Source organism: Streptomyces sp. NPDC003011, from assembly GCF_053591515.1.
In genome coordinates this window covers 76,764-91,495 of record NZ_JBSFTY010000034.1, presented here as the reverse complement: position 1 = coordinate 91,495, position 14,732 = coordinate 76,764, and the positions used below count along the sequence as shown (strand labels likewise).

General features: G+C 70.4%; 12 protein-coding genes and 1 pseudogene. 1 reads left to right on the top strand and 12 read right to left on the bottom strand.

Going from position 1 to position 14,732, the window contains the following annotated elements; translation table 11 throughout:
• The 3 genes and pseudogenes from ACWD0J_RS19160 to ACWD0J_RS19150 all read right to left on the bottom strand — a co-directional run.
• Positions 1-689 (bottom strand): annotated as a pseudogene (locus ACWD0J_RS19160) (Rne/Rng family ribonuclease); the annotation flags it as partial.
• A gap of 272 nt (positions 690-961) precedes the next feature.
• A complete protein-coding gene (locus ACWD0J_RS19155) occupies positions 962-1,726 on the bottom strand; it encodes a TIGR03936 family radical SAM-associated protein (RefSeq protein WP_451496986.1) in 765 nt (254 codons plus the stop codon).
• Between the two features lie 48 nt (positions 1,727-1,774).
• Positions 1,775-3,037 (bottom strand): hypothetical protein, encoded by a 1,263-nt coding sequence (locus ACWD0J_RS19150; RefSeq protein ID WP_451496985.1) that lies wholly within the window; start codon positions 3,035-3,037, stop codon positions 1,775-1,777.
• Between the two features lie 145 nt (positions 3,038-3,182).
• Between ACWD0J_RS19150 and ACWD0J_RS19145 the strand changes: the two genes are divergently transcribed.
• Positions 3,183-3,767, top strand: a complete 585-nt coding sequence (locus ACWD0J_RS19145) for a TerD family protein (RefSeq protein WP_451496984.1) — start codon at positions 3,183-3,185, stop codon at positions 3,765-3,767.
• A gap of 106 nt (positions 3,768-3,873) precedes the next feature.
• Here the strand turns inward: ACWD0J_RS19145 and ACWD0J_RS19140 are convergent, their stop codons facing one another.
• The 9 genes from ACWD0J_RS19140 to ACWD0J_RS19100 all read right to left on the bottom strand — a co-directional run bounded on the left by ACWD0J_RS19140 (position 3,874) and on the right by ACWD0J_RS19100 (position 14,731).
• A complete protein-coding gene (locus ACWD0J_RS19140; RefSeq protein WP_451496983.1) occupies positions 3,874-4,689 on the bottom strand; it encodes a S1 RNA-binding domain-containing protein in 816 nt (271 codons plus the stop codon).
• 217 nt (positions 4,690-4,906) lie between these two features.
• Complete coding sequence (locus tag ACWD0J_RS19135) at positions 4,907-6,868, bottom strand: TIGR03960 family B12-binding radical SAM protein (RefSeq protein WP_451496982.1); 1,962 nt, start codon at positions 6,866-6,868, stop codon at positions 4,907-4,909.
• 325 nt (positions 6,869-7,193) lie between these two features.
• Positions 7,194-8,393, bottom strand: coding sequence for a rod shape-determining protein RodA (gene rodA, locus ACWD0J_RS19130; RefSeq protein WP_451496981.1), 1,200 nt, complete (start codon positions 8,391-8,393; stop codon positions 7,194-7,196).
• Positions 8,390-10,636, bottom strand: a complete 2,247-nt coding sequence (gene mrdA, locus ACWD0J_RS19125; protein ID WP_451496980.1) for a penicillin-binding protein 2 — start codon at positions 10,634-10,636, stop codon at positions 8,390-8,392. Before mrdA ends, rodA begins: the two co-directional genes overlap by 4 nt.
• 169 nt (positions 10,637-10,805) lie before the next feature.
• Positions 10,806-11,483, bottom strand: a complete 678-nt coding sequence (mreD, locus tag ACWD0J_RS19120; protein ID WP_451496979.1) for a rod shape-determining protein MreD — start codon at positions 11,481-11,483, stop codon at positions 10,806-10,808.
• A 12-nt stretch (positions 11,484-11,495) separates the two neighbouring features.
• Positions 11,496-12,443 carry a rod shape-determining protein MreC gene (gene mreC / locus ACWD0J_RS19115; RefSeq protein WP_451496978.1) on the bottom strand — a complete coding sequence of 316 codons (948 nt, stop codon included), beginning with the start codon at positions 12,441-12,443 and terminating at the stop codon, positions 11,496-11,498.
• A gap of 134 nt (positions 12,444-12,577) precedes the next feature.
• Positions 12,578-13,597 (bottom strand): rod shape-determining protein, encoded by a 1,020-nt coding sequence (locus ACWD0J_RS19110; protein ID WP_371584296.1) that lies wholly within the window; start codon positions 13,595-13,597, stop codon positions 12,578-12,580.
• A 267-nt stretch (positions 13,598-13,864) separates the two neighbouring features.
• The gene (gene ndk / locus ACWD0J_RS19105) at positions 13,865-14,278 is read right to left on the bottom strand and encodes a nucleoside-diphosphate kinase (protein ID WP_451496977.1); all 414 of its coding nucleotides are present in this window, start codon (positions 14,276-14,278) and stop codon (positions 13,865-13,867) included.
• 96 nt (positions 14,279-14,374) lie between these two features.
• On the bottom strand, positions 14,375-14,731 hold the full coding sequence (locus ACWD0J_RS19100; RefSeq protein ID WP_451496976.1) for a DUF4233 domain-containing protein: 357 nt from the start codon (positions 14,729-14,731) through the stop codon (positions 14,375-14,377).
• Between the last annotated feature and the right edge of the window lies 1 nt (position 14,732).

Below are 14,732 nucleotides of genomic sequence, written 5' to 3'. Positions count from 1 at the left end.
CCCGCAGCGGCGGGTGAAACTGCCACCGGTCGAGACGGGGCCGCTCGGGGTGCCCGTCGGCCTGGCGTTCTTCGTGCCGGGGCGTCGTCCGCCCGCACGGCGGGCGCCTCGGCATCGGCCTCGGCGGATGCGGGCACCACGACCTCGGCGACCTCGGGGGACGCGGGCGCGGACACCCGGCGTGTGGCACGGCGACGGCGACGCGGCGCGGCCTCCTCGGCCTCCGGCGTCTCGCTCGCCGTCCCGGCGGCGGCCGGGCTCTCCTCGGCGGCGGCCTCCGCGGCGGCGGTCACGGGTACGACGGTCTCGGCCACCTCGGCGGGCGCGGGCGCCCCGGCGGGAGCGGAGGCGCGGCGCGTGGCACGCCGACGCGTACGGCCGGCGGGCGCGGCCTCGGCGGCAGCGGACGTCCCGGAGGTCTCACCGGTGTCACCTGCCTCGGCGGCCCCTGAGGCGGCCGCCGTCTCCACGGCCTCGACCGCCTCGGCGCTCGTCTCGTCCTCGTCGGTCACGAGGTCCTCGGCCTGCGCGGCCGCCATGGCCGGCGCGACCGTCTCCGCCGGCGTCCCGGTGGCGGCGGCCGGCGGACCCGCCGGCCGGGAAGCGGCCCTGCGCCGGCGACGCGGCGGCAGGGTGTCGCTGGGGGTGTTCAGTTCGGAACCCTCAATGGGTTCGGTCGGTTCGAGCATGCGGGCTTGTCTCCCGTCAGGCTCCCGGGCGCCGCACCTGGTCCGGCGTCGACATGTCGACCGCCGTTGACGTCCGCGGCTCGCGCGATGCGCGGTGCCGCCGTCCGGGGCGCGGGCGCCGCACGGGAGCTCTCTGTGTCCTGTCTCACCGGTTCCGTACGCCGATTGCGTACGGCCTGGCGAAAGTCTTGTGGTCGGTGCGCTGCCCGACCCAGGTGGCTCCCGAGTACGAGGGCGGCGCTTACGACATCCGTCCCTTCGCGGGACCTTCCTTACGCCGACGCCTTCGCGGCGGCAGTGGGATCGGCCGTTGAGAAGGCCTCCGCTGCCTCGCGGTCGGGCGCGAGCGGGTCGGTCACCGTGCCGGTCTCTTCATCGAACAGCCCCTGCGCCAGCCTGGTCACCGCTGCGGCGACCGGCGGCGCCAGGTCGGCCACGGCGCGGAGACCGGACAGGACGTCGTCGGGTCGTACGGCAGGCGTCACGTGCCGAACAACCAGCCGCAGTATCGCACAGGGCTGGTCGCCCGGCCTATCGGCCTGCGAACGGTGCGTTTCGAGCTGGACGACCGCGGGGCGGGCGTCGAAGGTCCGCACGCCGTTCTTGGTCATGCGCTGGACCTCGACGGCCCCGGCGGCGTTGAACAGCCCCACCGCGCGTTCGGCCTCGGCCGGGTCCACGCCGTCCAGCCGCAGCTCCCAGACGGAAGCCGTGAGCCGGTCGGCGAGGCCGGACGTGCGGGCCTCGACCGCCTCGATGACGTCGAGCCCTGCGGGCAGCGACGCGTCGAGAAGGGCTCTGAGCTGCTCCGGGTCACGCGCCTCGGTGAGCGCGATCTCCAGATACTCCGCCTCACTGCCCGTGCCGGTGGGTGCGGCATTGGCGTACGACACCTTCGGATGCGGCGTGAACCCCGCCGAGTACGCCATCGGCACCTCGGAACGGCGCAGCGCACGCTCGAAGGCGCGCTGGAAGTCACGGTGGCTGGTGAACCGGAGGCGGCCGCGCTTGGTGTAGCGCAGTCGGATGCGCTGCACCGCCAGTGCGGGCGGCGGGCCTTCGGGCTGTCGCTTGCCCAGTGTCGTTCAGTCCTTCGTGAGAGCGGTCGTACTTCTACCAAGAGTACGTGTCTCGGCGCTCGTCGGTTCCCGCCGGTCCACCACCTGCGGTTGCCCCGGCTTCCCGAAAAGCATGCGCCGGACGTCGGCGCGGGCCTGCCGCGCGGACTCGCGGGCCGCGGCGAGAGCCTGCCGGGTGACCCGCGCGACGCCGCGCGCGGCCTCGGCGGCGGGCCGCAGGACGGTGTCCCGGACGACGTGTCCGACGGGGGTGAGGACGGTCCGGTACGCCCAGCGCACCGGCTCGACGAAGATCCACCGGAACAGGGCCCCGAGGAACCGTCCGACGGCGAGCGAGAGGTGCCCCGCGATGCGCCAGGCGTGCCCGAGGGCCTCCGCCGCCTCCCGTCCGAGGACGGCGAGGACGTGCCCGGCCGGCACGAGAACCCGACGCCAGAGAGCGAGCGCGGGCAGCACCACGAGAATCCGGGCGATCCAGTACAGGGCCGTCCCGACACCGGTGGCGGTCACGGTCACGATCCACACCAGCCCCCGCGCACACCAGGCGATCGCCCGCCCGACCGGCGTGAGGACCCAGCGCCACAGGGCGAGCGCGGGCAGCACCACGAGAATCCGGGCGATCCAGTACAGGGCCGTCCCGACACCGGTGGCGGTCACGGCCACGACCCACACCAGCCCCCGCGCACACCAGGCGATCGCCCGCCCGACCGGCGTGAGGACCCAGGCGTACACCCATACGGAGGGCACGACGACGAGGTACCGCACCAGCCAGGCCGTGGCGGCGTGGACACCGAGTCCCAGGGCGGCGAGTACGGTCCCGAGCCCTCTGAGCACCCACGTGACGGCATGGCCGACCGGCGTGAGCACGCGCGCGTACAGCCACGCCAGCCCCGCCCCGGTCCCCCGCGCGAGCGCGACGAGGGCCTGCCCGAGCGGGAGCACCAGGTAGCGGTGGAGCCACCCCGCGGGCACCACGACGAGCACCTTCCCGAGCCAGCCGAACGCCCGCGCGAGCGGCACGACGCCATACCGCCACAGCCCGACGAACGGCCAGACGAACAGCGCCCGTCCCACCCACCGCAGCGCCCGCCCCACGGGCCGCAGCACCGTGTCCGTCACCAGCCGCCCCGCCACGACGAGCGCGTCCCACACCACCCGCACGGGCACGACCAGCACGAGCACGACGATCCGTACGGGCAGGCGCACGGCGACGACCAGGCACCCTTCGGGCTCCTGTGGCCGCGGCGCCGGCGGCTTCTCCAGATCCATACCGGCATAGACGCCTCAGCGCCCCGTCCGGATGCGGTACCGCGGCTGTTCCGGGCCTCCGTGGCGGACCTGTTACGGGATCTCGGCGAAAGCCCGGGCAGTATGGGCCTGTCGCAGCCCCGCCCACGCAGAGGATGATCCACACATGATTACGCTCACGAAGGAAGACGGTCCCGCGGATCTGGACGGGGTGACCCATCTGTCCATCGGGGTGTCCTGGGACCCCACCTCGGGCAGCAGCGGCGGGGTCATGGGCAAGCTCCGCCGGAAGACCGGCACCGACCTCGACCTGATCGCCATCGCCATGCACGCCGGGGACCCGGTCCGCCTGGCGGGCCTCGACTCGCTCGACCCCATCGGCAACGGGTCCCTGCTGCACAGCGGCGACAACCAGACCGGGCACGGGGACGGCGACGACGAGACGGTCATGGTCGAGTTCTCGAAGATCCCGCCCCACATCACCTCGATCGTGTTCGTCGCCGCCGCCTACAAGAAGGGCAGCTCCTTCCAGAAGGCGCGCAACATCAGCTTCAAGGTGTACGACGCGACCGGCGGCAGCACGCAGCAGGTCGCCGACATCTGGCCGAGCATGCTCACGCAGGACAACAGCTGCGCCGTCGCCAAGGCGGTGCGCTCCGGCAGCACCTGGAAGCTCGAAGTGATCAACGTGACGGGAAAGATCAAGCAGGGCGACCAGCTGTCCCTGATGCGCTTCGCCGCCGCCCAGTGATCACCCGGCCCCCGGCCGCCGCCCCCACAGACCCCCGGCGGCCGGAGCCGGCCGGCGCGCGGGCACCACCGGCCGACCGTGCTGATACACCCCGTACCAGAAGCCCTCAGGCGTGCCGCCGAGACAGGGTCAGCCTGCGCCGCTCACGGTCTATGTCCGTGGCGATGACCGAGACCTCGTCGCCGATTTGCACGATGTCCTCCGGGGACCTCACGGGATCCGCGCTCAGCTCGGACAGCTGGACCAGGCCCTCAATCCCCTCCGCGACCTCGACGAAGACGCCGAACGGGACCAGCTTGGTCACCTTCCCGCGCAGTGGCCGGCCCACCGCAAGCCCGTCGGCGAACACCGGGAAGGGATCCGGTTGCGTCGCCCGCAAGGACAGCCGGGCTTCTCCGTTCGCTGTGTCGAACTGCAAGAACTCGCACGACACGCGCTGTCCCACCCTGACGACCTCGGACGCCGCCTCGAAACGCCGCCAGGACAGCTCCGGACAGGTGATGAAGCCGACGCCGGAATACACCGGATGGTCAGGGCCCTCGTCCAGCGCCACGAACACACCGAATCGCTCGATCGCCGCCACTGTGCCGGCCAGGATCTCACCACGCCGGAGCCGCTTGAGGAACAGCCAGAGTTCCGGATGCTCGGTGGCCGCCATCGACAGCCGAACCCGAGCCCCGACCAGGTCTACGGAGATCACCTCGGCGGTGACCCGCTGGCCGACCGTCGCGACATCAGCGAAGCGCCGGCGCCAGGAAGCATCCAACGCCCCCACTGTTCCGAGCGGGTAGGCGTCGAACCCGTCCAGTGCCACCGATATCTCAGATCTGCTGACCGCCGCGACCGTCCCCGAACAGAGATCACCGACCTGGATCCCTGCCAGGAACCTCGCGACGGCCTGGTCGATCGGCACTTCCCCCATGCCGCCCAGGTTCCCACGAGGAGCCGCCCGGCCCGCCAGACCCCTCCACCTCGGGGTGGACGCCCGCACGGCTCCCAGGCCCCGGCAGTGGCGCTCTCGGGGCGTCCCGAGCAACCCGCCACGCCTTCACAACCCAAGAGAACCGAGCGCTACGGCCGCCTCATGCTCCGTGGCATCCGCCACAGCCTCAGCGATCCGCCGCAGCGCCTCACTCACGTCAGTGGGTATGTCCGCTGGTCGCGGCGTCCTTCTTGACCGTCAGCGGCAGCAGCTTCTTGCCCGTCGGTCCGATCTGGATGGCCGTGTCCATCTGCGGGCACACTCCGCAGTCGAAGCACGGCGTCCACCGGCAGTCCTCGACCTCTGTCTCGTCGAGGGCGTCCTGCCAGTCCTCCCAGAGCCAGTCCTTGTCCAGGCCGGAGTCGAGGTGGTCCCAGGGCAGGACCTCCTCGTACGTGCGCTCACGCGTCGTGTACCAGTCGACGTCCACGCCGAAGGGCGCCAGCGCCTTGTCCGCGCACCTCATCCAGCGGTCGTACGAGAAGTGCTCGCGCCAGCCGTCGAAGCGGCCGCCGTCCTCGTAGACGGCCCGGATGACCGCGCCGGTACGGCGGTCGCCGCGGGACAGCAGGCCCTCGACGATGCCGGGCTTGCCGTCGTGGTAGCGGAAGCCGATCGAGCGGCCGTACTTCTTGTCGCCGCGGATCTTGTCGCGGAGCTTCCCCAGGCGGGCGTCCGTCTCCTCCGCCGAGAGCTGGGGCGCCCACTGGAACGGGGTGTGCGGCTTGGGCACGAAGCCGCCGATCGACACCGTGCAGCGGATGTCGTTCTGGCCGGAGACCTCACGGCCCTTCTGGATGACGCTCATCGCCATGTCGGCGATCTGCAGGACGTCCTCGTCGGTCTCCGTCGGCAGACCGCACATGAAGTACAGCTTCACCTGGCGCCAGCCGTTGCCGTACGCCGTCGCGACCGTGCGGATCAGGTCCTCTTCCGAGACCATCTTGTTGATGACCTTGCGCATCCGCTCCGAGCCGCCCTCGGGGGCGAAGGTCAGACCGGACCGGCGGCCGTTGCGCGTCAGCTCGTTGGCCAGGTCGACGTTGAAGGCGTCCACCCGGGTCGACGGGAGCGACAGGCCGATCTTGTCCTGCTCGTACCGGTCGGCGAGGCCCTTGGCGATGTCGCCGATCTCCGAGTGGTCCGCCGACGACAGCGACAGCAGGCCGACCTCCTCGAAACCGGTCGCCTTCAGGCCCTTCTCCACCATCTCGCCGATGCCGGTGATCGACCGCTCGCGCACCGGGCGCGTGATCATGCCGGCCTGGCAGAAGCGGCAGCCGCGGGTGCAGCCGCGGAAGATCTCGACGGACATCCGCTCGTGGACCGTCTCGGCCAGCGGGACCAGCGGCTGCTTGGGGTACGGCCACTCGTCCAGGTCCATGACGGTGTGCTTGGACACGCGCCACGGGACACCCGACTTGTTCGGTACGACACGGGCGATACGGCCGTCGGGAAGGTACTCGACGTCGTAGAACGCCGGGATGTACACCGACCCCGTCCTCGCGAGGCGGAACAGGACCTCCTCGCGGCCGCCCGGCTGTCCCTCCGCCTTCCACGCGCGGATGATCCGCGTCATGTCGAGCACGGCCTGCTCGCCGTCGCCGATGATCGCCGCGTCGATGAAGTCGGCGATCGGCTCGGGGTTGAAGGCGGCGTGGCCGCCGGCCAGCACGATCGGGTCGTCGATCGTGCGGTCCTTCGACTCCAGCGGGATCCCGGCCAGGTCCAGCGCCGTCAGCATGTTCGTGTAGCCCAGCTCCGTCGAGAAGCTCAGTCCGAACACGTCGAAGGCGCGCACCGGCCGGTGGCTGTCCACCGTGAACTGCGGGACGCCGTGCTCCCGCATCAGCGCCTCCAGATCCGGCCAGACGCTGTAGGTGCGCTCGGCGAGGACGCCCCGCTGTTCGTTCAGGACCTCGTAGAGGATCATGACGCCCTGGTTGGGCAGCCCGACCTCGTACGCGTCCGGGTACATCAGCGCCCAGCGGACGTCACACGACTCCCACGGCTTGACGGTGGAGTTGAGCTCTCCGCCGACGTACTGGATCGGCTTCTGCACATGCGGGAGCAGAGCTTCGAGCTGCGGGAACACTGACGCAGCGACTTCGGCAGGCATCTCGCGAACCTTCGTGAGCGGGACAGGGACGGACAGGGGTGACCATCTAGGCTAACGCGGCCGTGGGCACCCCTGGCACGCGCACAGGCTCACAGGACCGCCGCCCCGCCCCCCGACCCCGCCCGGAACCCGGGCAGCTCGGCCTTCACGGCCGCCGCGCGGCGCTCTCCCGGCCGTACCGCAACCGGAGCCCGGCCGGCGACCGGAGCAGAGGCCGCGCGAGGCAGAGACGGCGCAGGGCAGCAACCGGTCGCGGCGGAGACCGCGCCGGACAGCAGCCAGCCGCAGCCGGGACGGAGGCCGCACCGGACAGCGGCCGCCACCGCTACGCCGACATCGGCCGCTGCACCCGGATCGACTGGAGCAGCCCGACCGCCAGCCACACCGCGAACATCGACGAACCTCCGTACGACACGAACGGCAGCGGCAGACCGGTGACCGGCATGATGCCGAGGGTCATGCCGATGTTCTCGAAGGACTGGAAGGCGAACCACGCCACGATGCCGGCGGCGACGATCGTGCCGTACAGCTCGGTCGTCTCGCGGGCGATGCGGCAGGCGCGCCACAGCACGACGCCCAGCAGCACGATGATCAGGCCCGCGCCGACGAAACCCAGCTCCTCGCCCGCGACCGTGAACACGAAGTCCGTCTGCTGCTCGGGCACGAACTGACCCGTCGTCTGCGAGCCGTGGAACAGGCCCGAGCCGGTCAGGCCGCCGGATCCGATCGCGATGCGGGCCTGGTTGGTGTTGTAGCCGACGCCCGCGGGATCGAGGCTGGGGTTGGCGAAGGCCGCGAACCGGGCGATCTGGTACTCGTCCAGGATGTGCAGCTGCCATACGGTGATCGCGCCGGCCGCGCCGGCGCCCAGCAGCCCGAACACCCACCGGTTCGACGCCCCGGAGGCGAGCAGCACGCCCAGCACGATGATCACCATGACCATCACCGACCCGAGGTCGGGCATCAGCATCACGATGAGCATGGGGATGACGGCCAGGCCGAGCGCCTGGAGCACGGTCCGGTGGTCGGGGTAGGGCTTGTCGCCCGCGTCCACCCGGGCCGCCAGCAGCATCGCCATGCCCAGGATGATCGTGATTTTCACGAACTCGGAGGGCTGGAGGGAGAAACCGCCGCCCAGCACGATCCAGGAGTGAGCGCCGTTGACCGTCGTGCCGAGCGGCGTGAGCACCATGAGGATCAGGAACACCGAGAGGCCGTACAGGAGCGGCACGGCCGTGCGCAGGGTGCGGTGGCCGAGCCACACCGTGCCGAGCATCAGGGCGAACCCGATGCCGGTGTTCATGAGGTGCCGGACCAGGAAGTAGTACGGGTCGCCCTGGTTGATGTCGGTGCGGTTGCGGGTCGCCGAGAAGACGAGCAGCGAGCCGATGCCCGAGAGCGCCAGGGCCGCCAGCAGTATCGGCCAGTCGAGCCGGCGGGTGAGCGAGTCACGGGCGAACACGCGGGTCCAGCCCGCGCGTTCGGGCCCGTAGCCGGAGACGTGGAAGGCGCCTGCGCCGGTCATGCGAGCATCCTCCGGCTTCCCCTTCCGCGTGGCCGGCGCCGGGCGTTCCGGTTGCCGGTCGTCGGCGTGTTCACGAGGGCCGCCAGCTGCGTCCCGTCCGGCTCGGTCGCGCCCTCCTGGCTGACCCGCTGCTCCTTCGCCGGGTCCTTGCCGACCTTCGGGGACTTGATCGTCCCGTCGGTCTGGACCTTCGGCAGGCTCTTCTGCGGGGTCGGCAGCAGCGCGTTCTTCTTGTCGATCGTGCCGTCGTCGGAGACGCCGTACAGCGCGTTGTAGATCTTGCGTACGGCGGGGCCCGAGGCGCCGGAGCCCGTACCGCCCTGGGAGATGGTCATGACGACCGTGTAGTCCTCGGTGTACGTGGTGAACCACGACGTGGTCTGCTTGCCGTAGACCTCGGCCGTACCCGTCTTGGCGTGCATCGGGATCTCGTCCTGCGGCCAGCCCTCGAACCGCCAGGCGGCCGTACCGCGGGTCGCGACACCCTCGAGGGCATCGTCTATCTCGGCGCGGGTCTTCTCCGACATCGGCAGCTTGCCGTGCGCCTTCGGCTCGATCTCCTGGACGCTCTTGCCGTCGGCGCTGATGATCGCCTTGCCGACGGTCGGGTCGTAGAGGGTGCCGCCGTTGGCGATGGCCGCGTAGATCGTCGCCATCTGGATCGGCGTGACGAGGGTGTCGCCCTGGCCGATGGAGTAGTTGACGGAGTCACCGGCGCGCATCTTGTTGCCTTCGAGGCAGTTCTCGTACGCGATCTGCTCGGCGTACGAGCCGCCCTTCTTGCCGTACTTGCACCAGGCGTCCTTGTTGGCCTTCCAGTAGCTCTGCTTCCACTGGCGGTCGGGGACGCGGCCGGTGACCTCGTTGGGGAGGTCGATGCCGGTCTCCTGGCCGAGGCCGAACTGGTGGGCGGTCTTGTAGAACCAGTCGCCGGGGTTCTTCTTGGGCTTGTTGCCGCCGTCCTTCTGCCACTCCTGGTGCGAGAGGCGGTAGAAGACGGTGTCGCAGGAGACCTCCAGGGCGCGGCCGAGGCTGATCGGGCCGTACCCCTTGGACTCGAAGTTCTTGAAGACCTGGCCGCCGATCGAGTACGAGCTGGAGCACTGGTAGGGGCCGTTGAAGGAGTAGCCGGCGTTGACCGCGGCGGCCGTCGGGATGACCTTGAAGACGGAGCCGGGAGCGGACTGCCCCTGGATCGCGCGGTTCAGCAGCGGGTAGTTGGACTTCTTGCCGGTGAGCTGGGCGTAGTCCTTGGCGGAGATGCCGCCGACCCAGGCGTTCGGGTCGTACGTCGGGTTGGACGCCATGGCGACCACGCGGCCGGTCTTTGACTCCATCACCACGACGGCGCCGGAATCCGCCTTGTAGTTCTCGCCGGTGTTCTTGTCGAACGTCTTGCGGGCCTCTTTCATGGCGTCGTTCAGCTCGTACTCCGCGACGCGCTGTACGCGGGCGTCGATGCTGGTGACGAGGGAGGAGCCGGGCTGGGCGGGGTCGGCCTCGGCCTCGCCGATGACCCGGCCGAGGTTGTCGACCTCGTAGCGGGTGACGCCCGCCTTGCCGCGCAGCTCCTTGTCGTACTGGCGCTCCAGACCGCTGCGGCCGACCTGGTCGGAGCGCAGGTAGGGCGAGTCGGTGTCCTGCGCCTTGGTGATCTCCTCGTCGGTGACGGGCGAGAGGTAGCCGAGGACCTGGGCGGTGTTGGCCTTGCCGGGGGCGGCGTAGCGGCGGACGGCCTGCGGCTCGGCGGTGATGCCGGGGAAGTCCTCGGCGCGCTCGCGGATCTGCAGGGCCTGCTTGGGGGTGGCCTCGTCGGTGATGGGGATCGGCTGGTACGGCGAGCCGTTCCAGCAGGGCTGCGGCGTCTTCGCGTCGCACAGCCGGACCTTCTCCATGACCTCCTGGGACGTCATGCCCAGCACACCGGCCAGTTTGGCCAGCACGGCCTTGCCGTCGTCCTTCATCTTCAGCAGGTCGGTGCGGGAGGCGGAGACGACGAGGCGGGTCTCGTTGTCGGCGAGCGCCACTCCGCGCGCGTCCAGGATCGAGCCGCGCACGGCGGGGTCGACGACCTGCTGGACGTGGTTGCCGGAGGCTTCCTTGGCGTACGCGTCGCCCTCGCGGATCTGGAGGTACCACAGGCGCCCGCCGAGTGTGCCGAGCAGGGAGAGGACGAGGATCTGGATGACGACGAGCCGGATCTGGACGCGTGGGGTCCGGCCGGTCTCGGGGATGTTGGTCATGGGCGCGGCCCATTCGTCGGAAGGGCGGTGGCGGGCGACGGGTGGGCGGTCACTGCTGCTGCCTCCCCCTCTCAGGATGCGGACGTGTGTGCGCGTACGAATGATGAACGACGGAGCTGTGAGGCCACGTTCCGCCCCGGCGTCCCCGTACGGGTGAACTCGCGTGCCCTCACAGCCGCTTGACCCCCTTGATGCGGCCCACGCGCGCGGTGCGGGTGCGGGCCTTCGTCTTCAGGGTGCCGAGGCCGCCGCGCTGGCCGCCGATCCTGAGGCCGGTTCCCGAGGAGAGCCAGCCGGAGGAGATGTCGGTGGACTGGGCGGCGGAGCTGGTCTCGGCGAGCGGGTCGTTGTCGGCGCGCCGGGCCAGGGCCATGATGCCGGGGACGACGAACGGGGCGAGCAGCAGGTCGTACAGCGCGGCCGTGAACAGCAGGCTGCCGAGGCCGACATGGCGGGCCGCGGTGTCCCCGACGAGGGCGCCGACACCGGCGTACAGCAGGGTGGAGACGATCGCGGCGGCCAGCACCACGACCATGGGGCCGGTGGCGGACTTCAGGCGGCCGTTCTCCGGCTTGGCGAGCCCGGCGAGGTAGCCGATGACGCACAGGACGAGGGCGTAGCGGCCGGCCGCGTGGTCGGCGGGCGGGGCGAGGTCGGCGAGCAGGCCCGCGCCGAAGCCGACGAGGGCGCCGCCGACATGGCCGTACACCAGGGCGAGGCCGAGGACGGTGAGCAGCAGCAGGTCGGGGACGGCGCCGGGGAGGTGGAGGCGGGCGAGGACGCTCACCTGGAGCACCAGGGCGACGACGACCAGGGTGGAGGAGAGCAGGATCCGGTTGACACGCATGGGCTACAGCTCCTACTGCTCTGGCTGGATCTGGCCGTCGACCGGCGCGTTCGCCGACGGGGTGACGGTGACCGTCACGGTCGGCCTGGGGGTCGGCTTGGGCTTGGCGGGCAGCACCGTGTCGCGTGGGTCCTTCGCGGGGGCCTCGACGACCACGCCGACGATGTCGAGCTTGCTGAAGCTGACGTACGGCGTGACGTAGAGGGTGCGGGTGAGGTCGCCGCCGGAGGGGTCGACGCGGGAGACCACGCCGACCGGCACGCCGGGCACGAAGGGCTTGTCGGCCTGCGAGCCGAACGTGACCAGGCGGTCGCCCTTCTTGATCTCGGCCTTGCCGTTGAGCAGTTCGACGCGCAGCGCGCGGTCGCCCTGCCCGGAGGCGAAGCCCAGTTCGTCGCTGGCCTCCATGCGGGTGCCGACGGTGAAGTCGGGGTCGTTGGCGAGCAGGACGGTGGCGGTGTTCGGGCCGACGGTGGTGACCCGTCCGACCAGGCCGTCCCCGTTGAGGACGGTCATGTCGCGCTTGATGCCGTCCTGCGCGCCGACGTCGATGGTGATGGTCCAGGAGAAGCCCTGGGCCGCTCCTATCGCGATGACCTCGGCGCCCTTGATGCCGTACTGTCCCGCGCCGGCGATCTTCAGCATCTTGTCCAGCTGGGCCAGGCGGGAGCGGTTGCGGTCGTCGCTGCCGAGCTTCGCCTCAAGGGCCGCGTTCTCCTTCTCCAGCTCGGCGAGCCGGTCGTGGCGTTCGCCGGAGTCACGGATGGCGGAGACCGCGTTGCCGACCGGATCGACCGCGGCCGACACGCCGTTCTCGATCGGGCCGAAGACGGTGGCCGCGGCCTGGCGGGCACCGTCGACCGGCGAGTCCTCCCCGCCGCGGATGTCCACCGTGATCAGCGCGAACGCGACGGCGACCAGCAGCACCAGGAGCAGCCGGCTCTCTCGTGTGTCCCTCACGTGCGGCGGCCGTGCCCTTCCTCATAGGAATTCGTGTGCGGTGTTCAGATGTATGGGGGCGAGCATATGTCTCTATATCAACGATCCGCCGTACGAGAGGAGATCATCTCGTACGGCGGAATCGACGCGGCACGTCATCTGCGCGGCTGGGCGTCCAGCACCTGCTGCAGTGCCTCGAACTCCTCGACACACTTGCCGGCTCCGAGCGCCACGCTGTCCAGCGGGTCCTCGGCGATGTGGATCGGCATGCCGGTCTCGCGCCGCAGCCGCTCGTCGAGGCCGCGCAGCAGCGCTCCGCCGCCGGTCAGCACGATGCCCCGGTCCATGATGTCGCCGGACAGCTCCGGCGGGCACTTGTCGAGGGTCGTCTTCACCGCGTCGACGATGGCGTTGACGGGCTCCTCGATCGCCTTGCGCACTTCGGCGGCCGAGATGACGACGGTCTTGGGCAGCCCGGAGACGAGGTCCCGGCCGCGGATCTCGGTGTGCTCGTCGGCGTCGAGGTCGTACGCCGAACCGATCGTGATCTTGATCTGTTCGGCTGTGCGCTCGCCCAGCAGGAGGGAGTACTCCTTCTTGATGTGCTGGATGATCGCGTTGTCCAGTTCGTCGCCGGCGACGCGGATGGACTGGGCGGTGACGATGCCGCCGAGGGAGATGACCGCGACCTCCGTGGTGCCGCCGCCGATGTCCACCACCATGTTGCCCGTGGCCTCGTGGACCGGCAGGCCGGAGCCGATGGCCGCGGCCATGGGCTCCTCGATGATGTGCACCTGGCGGGCACCGGCCTGGGACGACGCCTCGATGACGGCGCGGCGCTCGACGCCGGTGATGCCGGAGGGCACACAGACGACGACCCGCGGACGAGCCAGATACCGCCGCTTGTGGATCTTCAGGATGAAGTAGCGGAGCATCCGCTCGGTGATCTCGAAGTCGGCGATCACGCCGTCCTTCAGCGGACGCACGGCGACGATGTTGCCGGGTGTGCGCCCGATCATCTTCTTCGCTTCGGCCCCGACCGCGAGGATGCCACCGGTGTTCGTGTTGATCGCGACGACGGACGGCTCGTTGAGTACGATCCCGCGACCCCTGACGTACACCAGCGTGTTGGCGGTCCCGAGGTCGACAGCCATGTCACGGCCGATGAACGACATTGAGTTCCCCATCAGGATTCTTCTGGCCTTCCCACGAGCTTTTGAGGGCTGTTCAGGTCGGCGCGGCGGGTGCTGTGACGTGAAGGCTTCCATCGTAGACGCGCCTTCGCGAACACTGCGTGAGGGTCTCCGCCATTGTCAGCAGATGATGTGCGGGTCCGCTTCTGGAGACGTGCGTTCGGGGACGCCCGTTCCCCCGATCGGCACGCAGATGCCAGGGAGTCCGGGGGCTATGCCCCCAGACTCCCGTTTTCTCCGCCGTGGACGCTATGCGCGGCCGGGGAAGAAGATCTTCACCTCGCGGTCGGCGGACTCCTCGGAGTCGGAGGCGTGGATCAGGTTCTCGCGGACGATCACGCCGAAGTCCCCGCGGATCGAGCCGGGCGCGGCGGCGATCGGGTCGGTGGGACCGGCCAGCGCCCGCACGCCCTCGATGACCCGGTCGCCCTCGACGATCAGCGCCACGACCGGACCGGACGCCATGAACTCGACCAGCGGCTCGTAGAAGGGCTTGCCCTTGTGCTCGCCGTAGTGCTGCTCCAGGGTCTTTTGGTCCAGGGTGCGCAGCTCCAGCGCGGTGATCTGCCAGCCGGCCTTGCGCTCGATACGGCTGATGATCTCGCCGGTCAGGCCACGACGAACGGCGTCGGGCTTGAGCAGGACGAGGGTGCGCTGGCTCACTGCGGGGCTCCTTCGGATCACGGACGTGCGGGATGCTGAGATTACAGGGCGTGTCCGGCCGGGTGTCACGCAGCGTCAGATCGGGCGAGGGGGCGGTCAGGCGGGGCCCGGGGTCGAGGCGTCGGCCTGCGCCGCGAAGCGGGCCTTCGCCTCGTCGATCTTCCTGCCGTAGTGCACGGACGCCCACCACAGAGCCGCGAAGACCGCGCCCAGGAAGAACATCGTCGAGACGATCAGGCCGGACGCGATCAGGGCGATCTGCAGGGCCCAGCCGAGGGCGACCCCGCCCGGGCGGGTCACCATGCCGCACAGCAGCAGGCACAGCACCATGGCGATCCCGCTGACCGTCCACACGGTGCTCGTGGACAGACCGGGGTCCTTCATGGCGACCAGTGCGGCGAAGCCGATGATGAAGACCTCGCCGATCAGGGTCGAAGCACAGAGCGTACGCATG

Excerpts from the sequence above, each read along its gene's own strand:
- ACWD0J_RS19150 (WP_451496985.1), bottom strand. The coding sequence starts at position 3,037 with ATGGATCTGGAGAAGCCGCCGGCGCCGCGGCCACAGGAGCCCGAAGGG.
- ACWD0J_RS19145 (WP_451496984.1), top strand. The coding sequence starts at position 3,183 with ATGATTACGCTCACGAAGGAAGACGGTCCCGCGGATCTGGACGGGGTG.
- ACWD0J_RS19140 (WP_451496983.1), bottom strand. The coding sequence starts at position 4,689 with ATGGGGGAAGTGCCGATCGACCAGGCCGTCGCGAGGTTCCTGGCAGGG.
- ACWD0J_RS19135 (WP_451496982.1), bottom strand. The coding sequence starts at position 6,868 with ATGCCTGCCGAAGTCGCTGCGTCAGTGTTCCCGCAGCTCGAAGCTCTG.
- rodA (WP_451496981.1), bottom strand. The coding sequence starts at position 8,393 with ATGACCGGCGCAGGCGCCTTCCACGTCTCCGGCTACGGGCCCGAACGC.
- mrdA (WP_451496980.1), bottom strand. The coding sequence starts at position 10,636 with ATGACCAACATCCCCGAGACCGGCCGGACCCCACGCGTCCAGATCCGG.
- mreD (WP_451496979.1), bottom strand. The coding sequence starts at position 11,483 with ATGCGTGTCAACCGGATCCTGCTCTCCTCCACCCTGGTCGTCGTCGCC.
- ACWD0J_RS19110 (WP_371584296.1), bottom strand. The coding sequence starts at position 13,597 with ATGTCGTTCATCGGCCGTGACATGGCTGTCGACCTCGGGACCGCCAAC.
- ACWD0J_RS19100 (WP_451496976.1), bottom strand. The coding sequence starts at position 14,731 with ATGCGTACGCTCTGTGCTTCGACCCTGATCGGCGAGGTCTTCATCATC.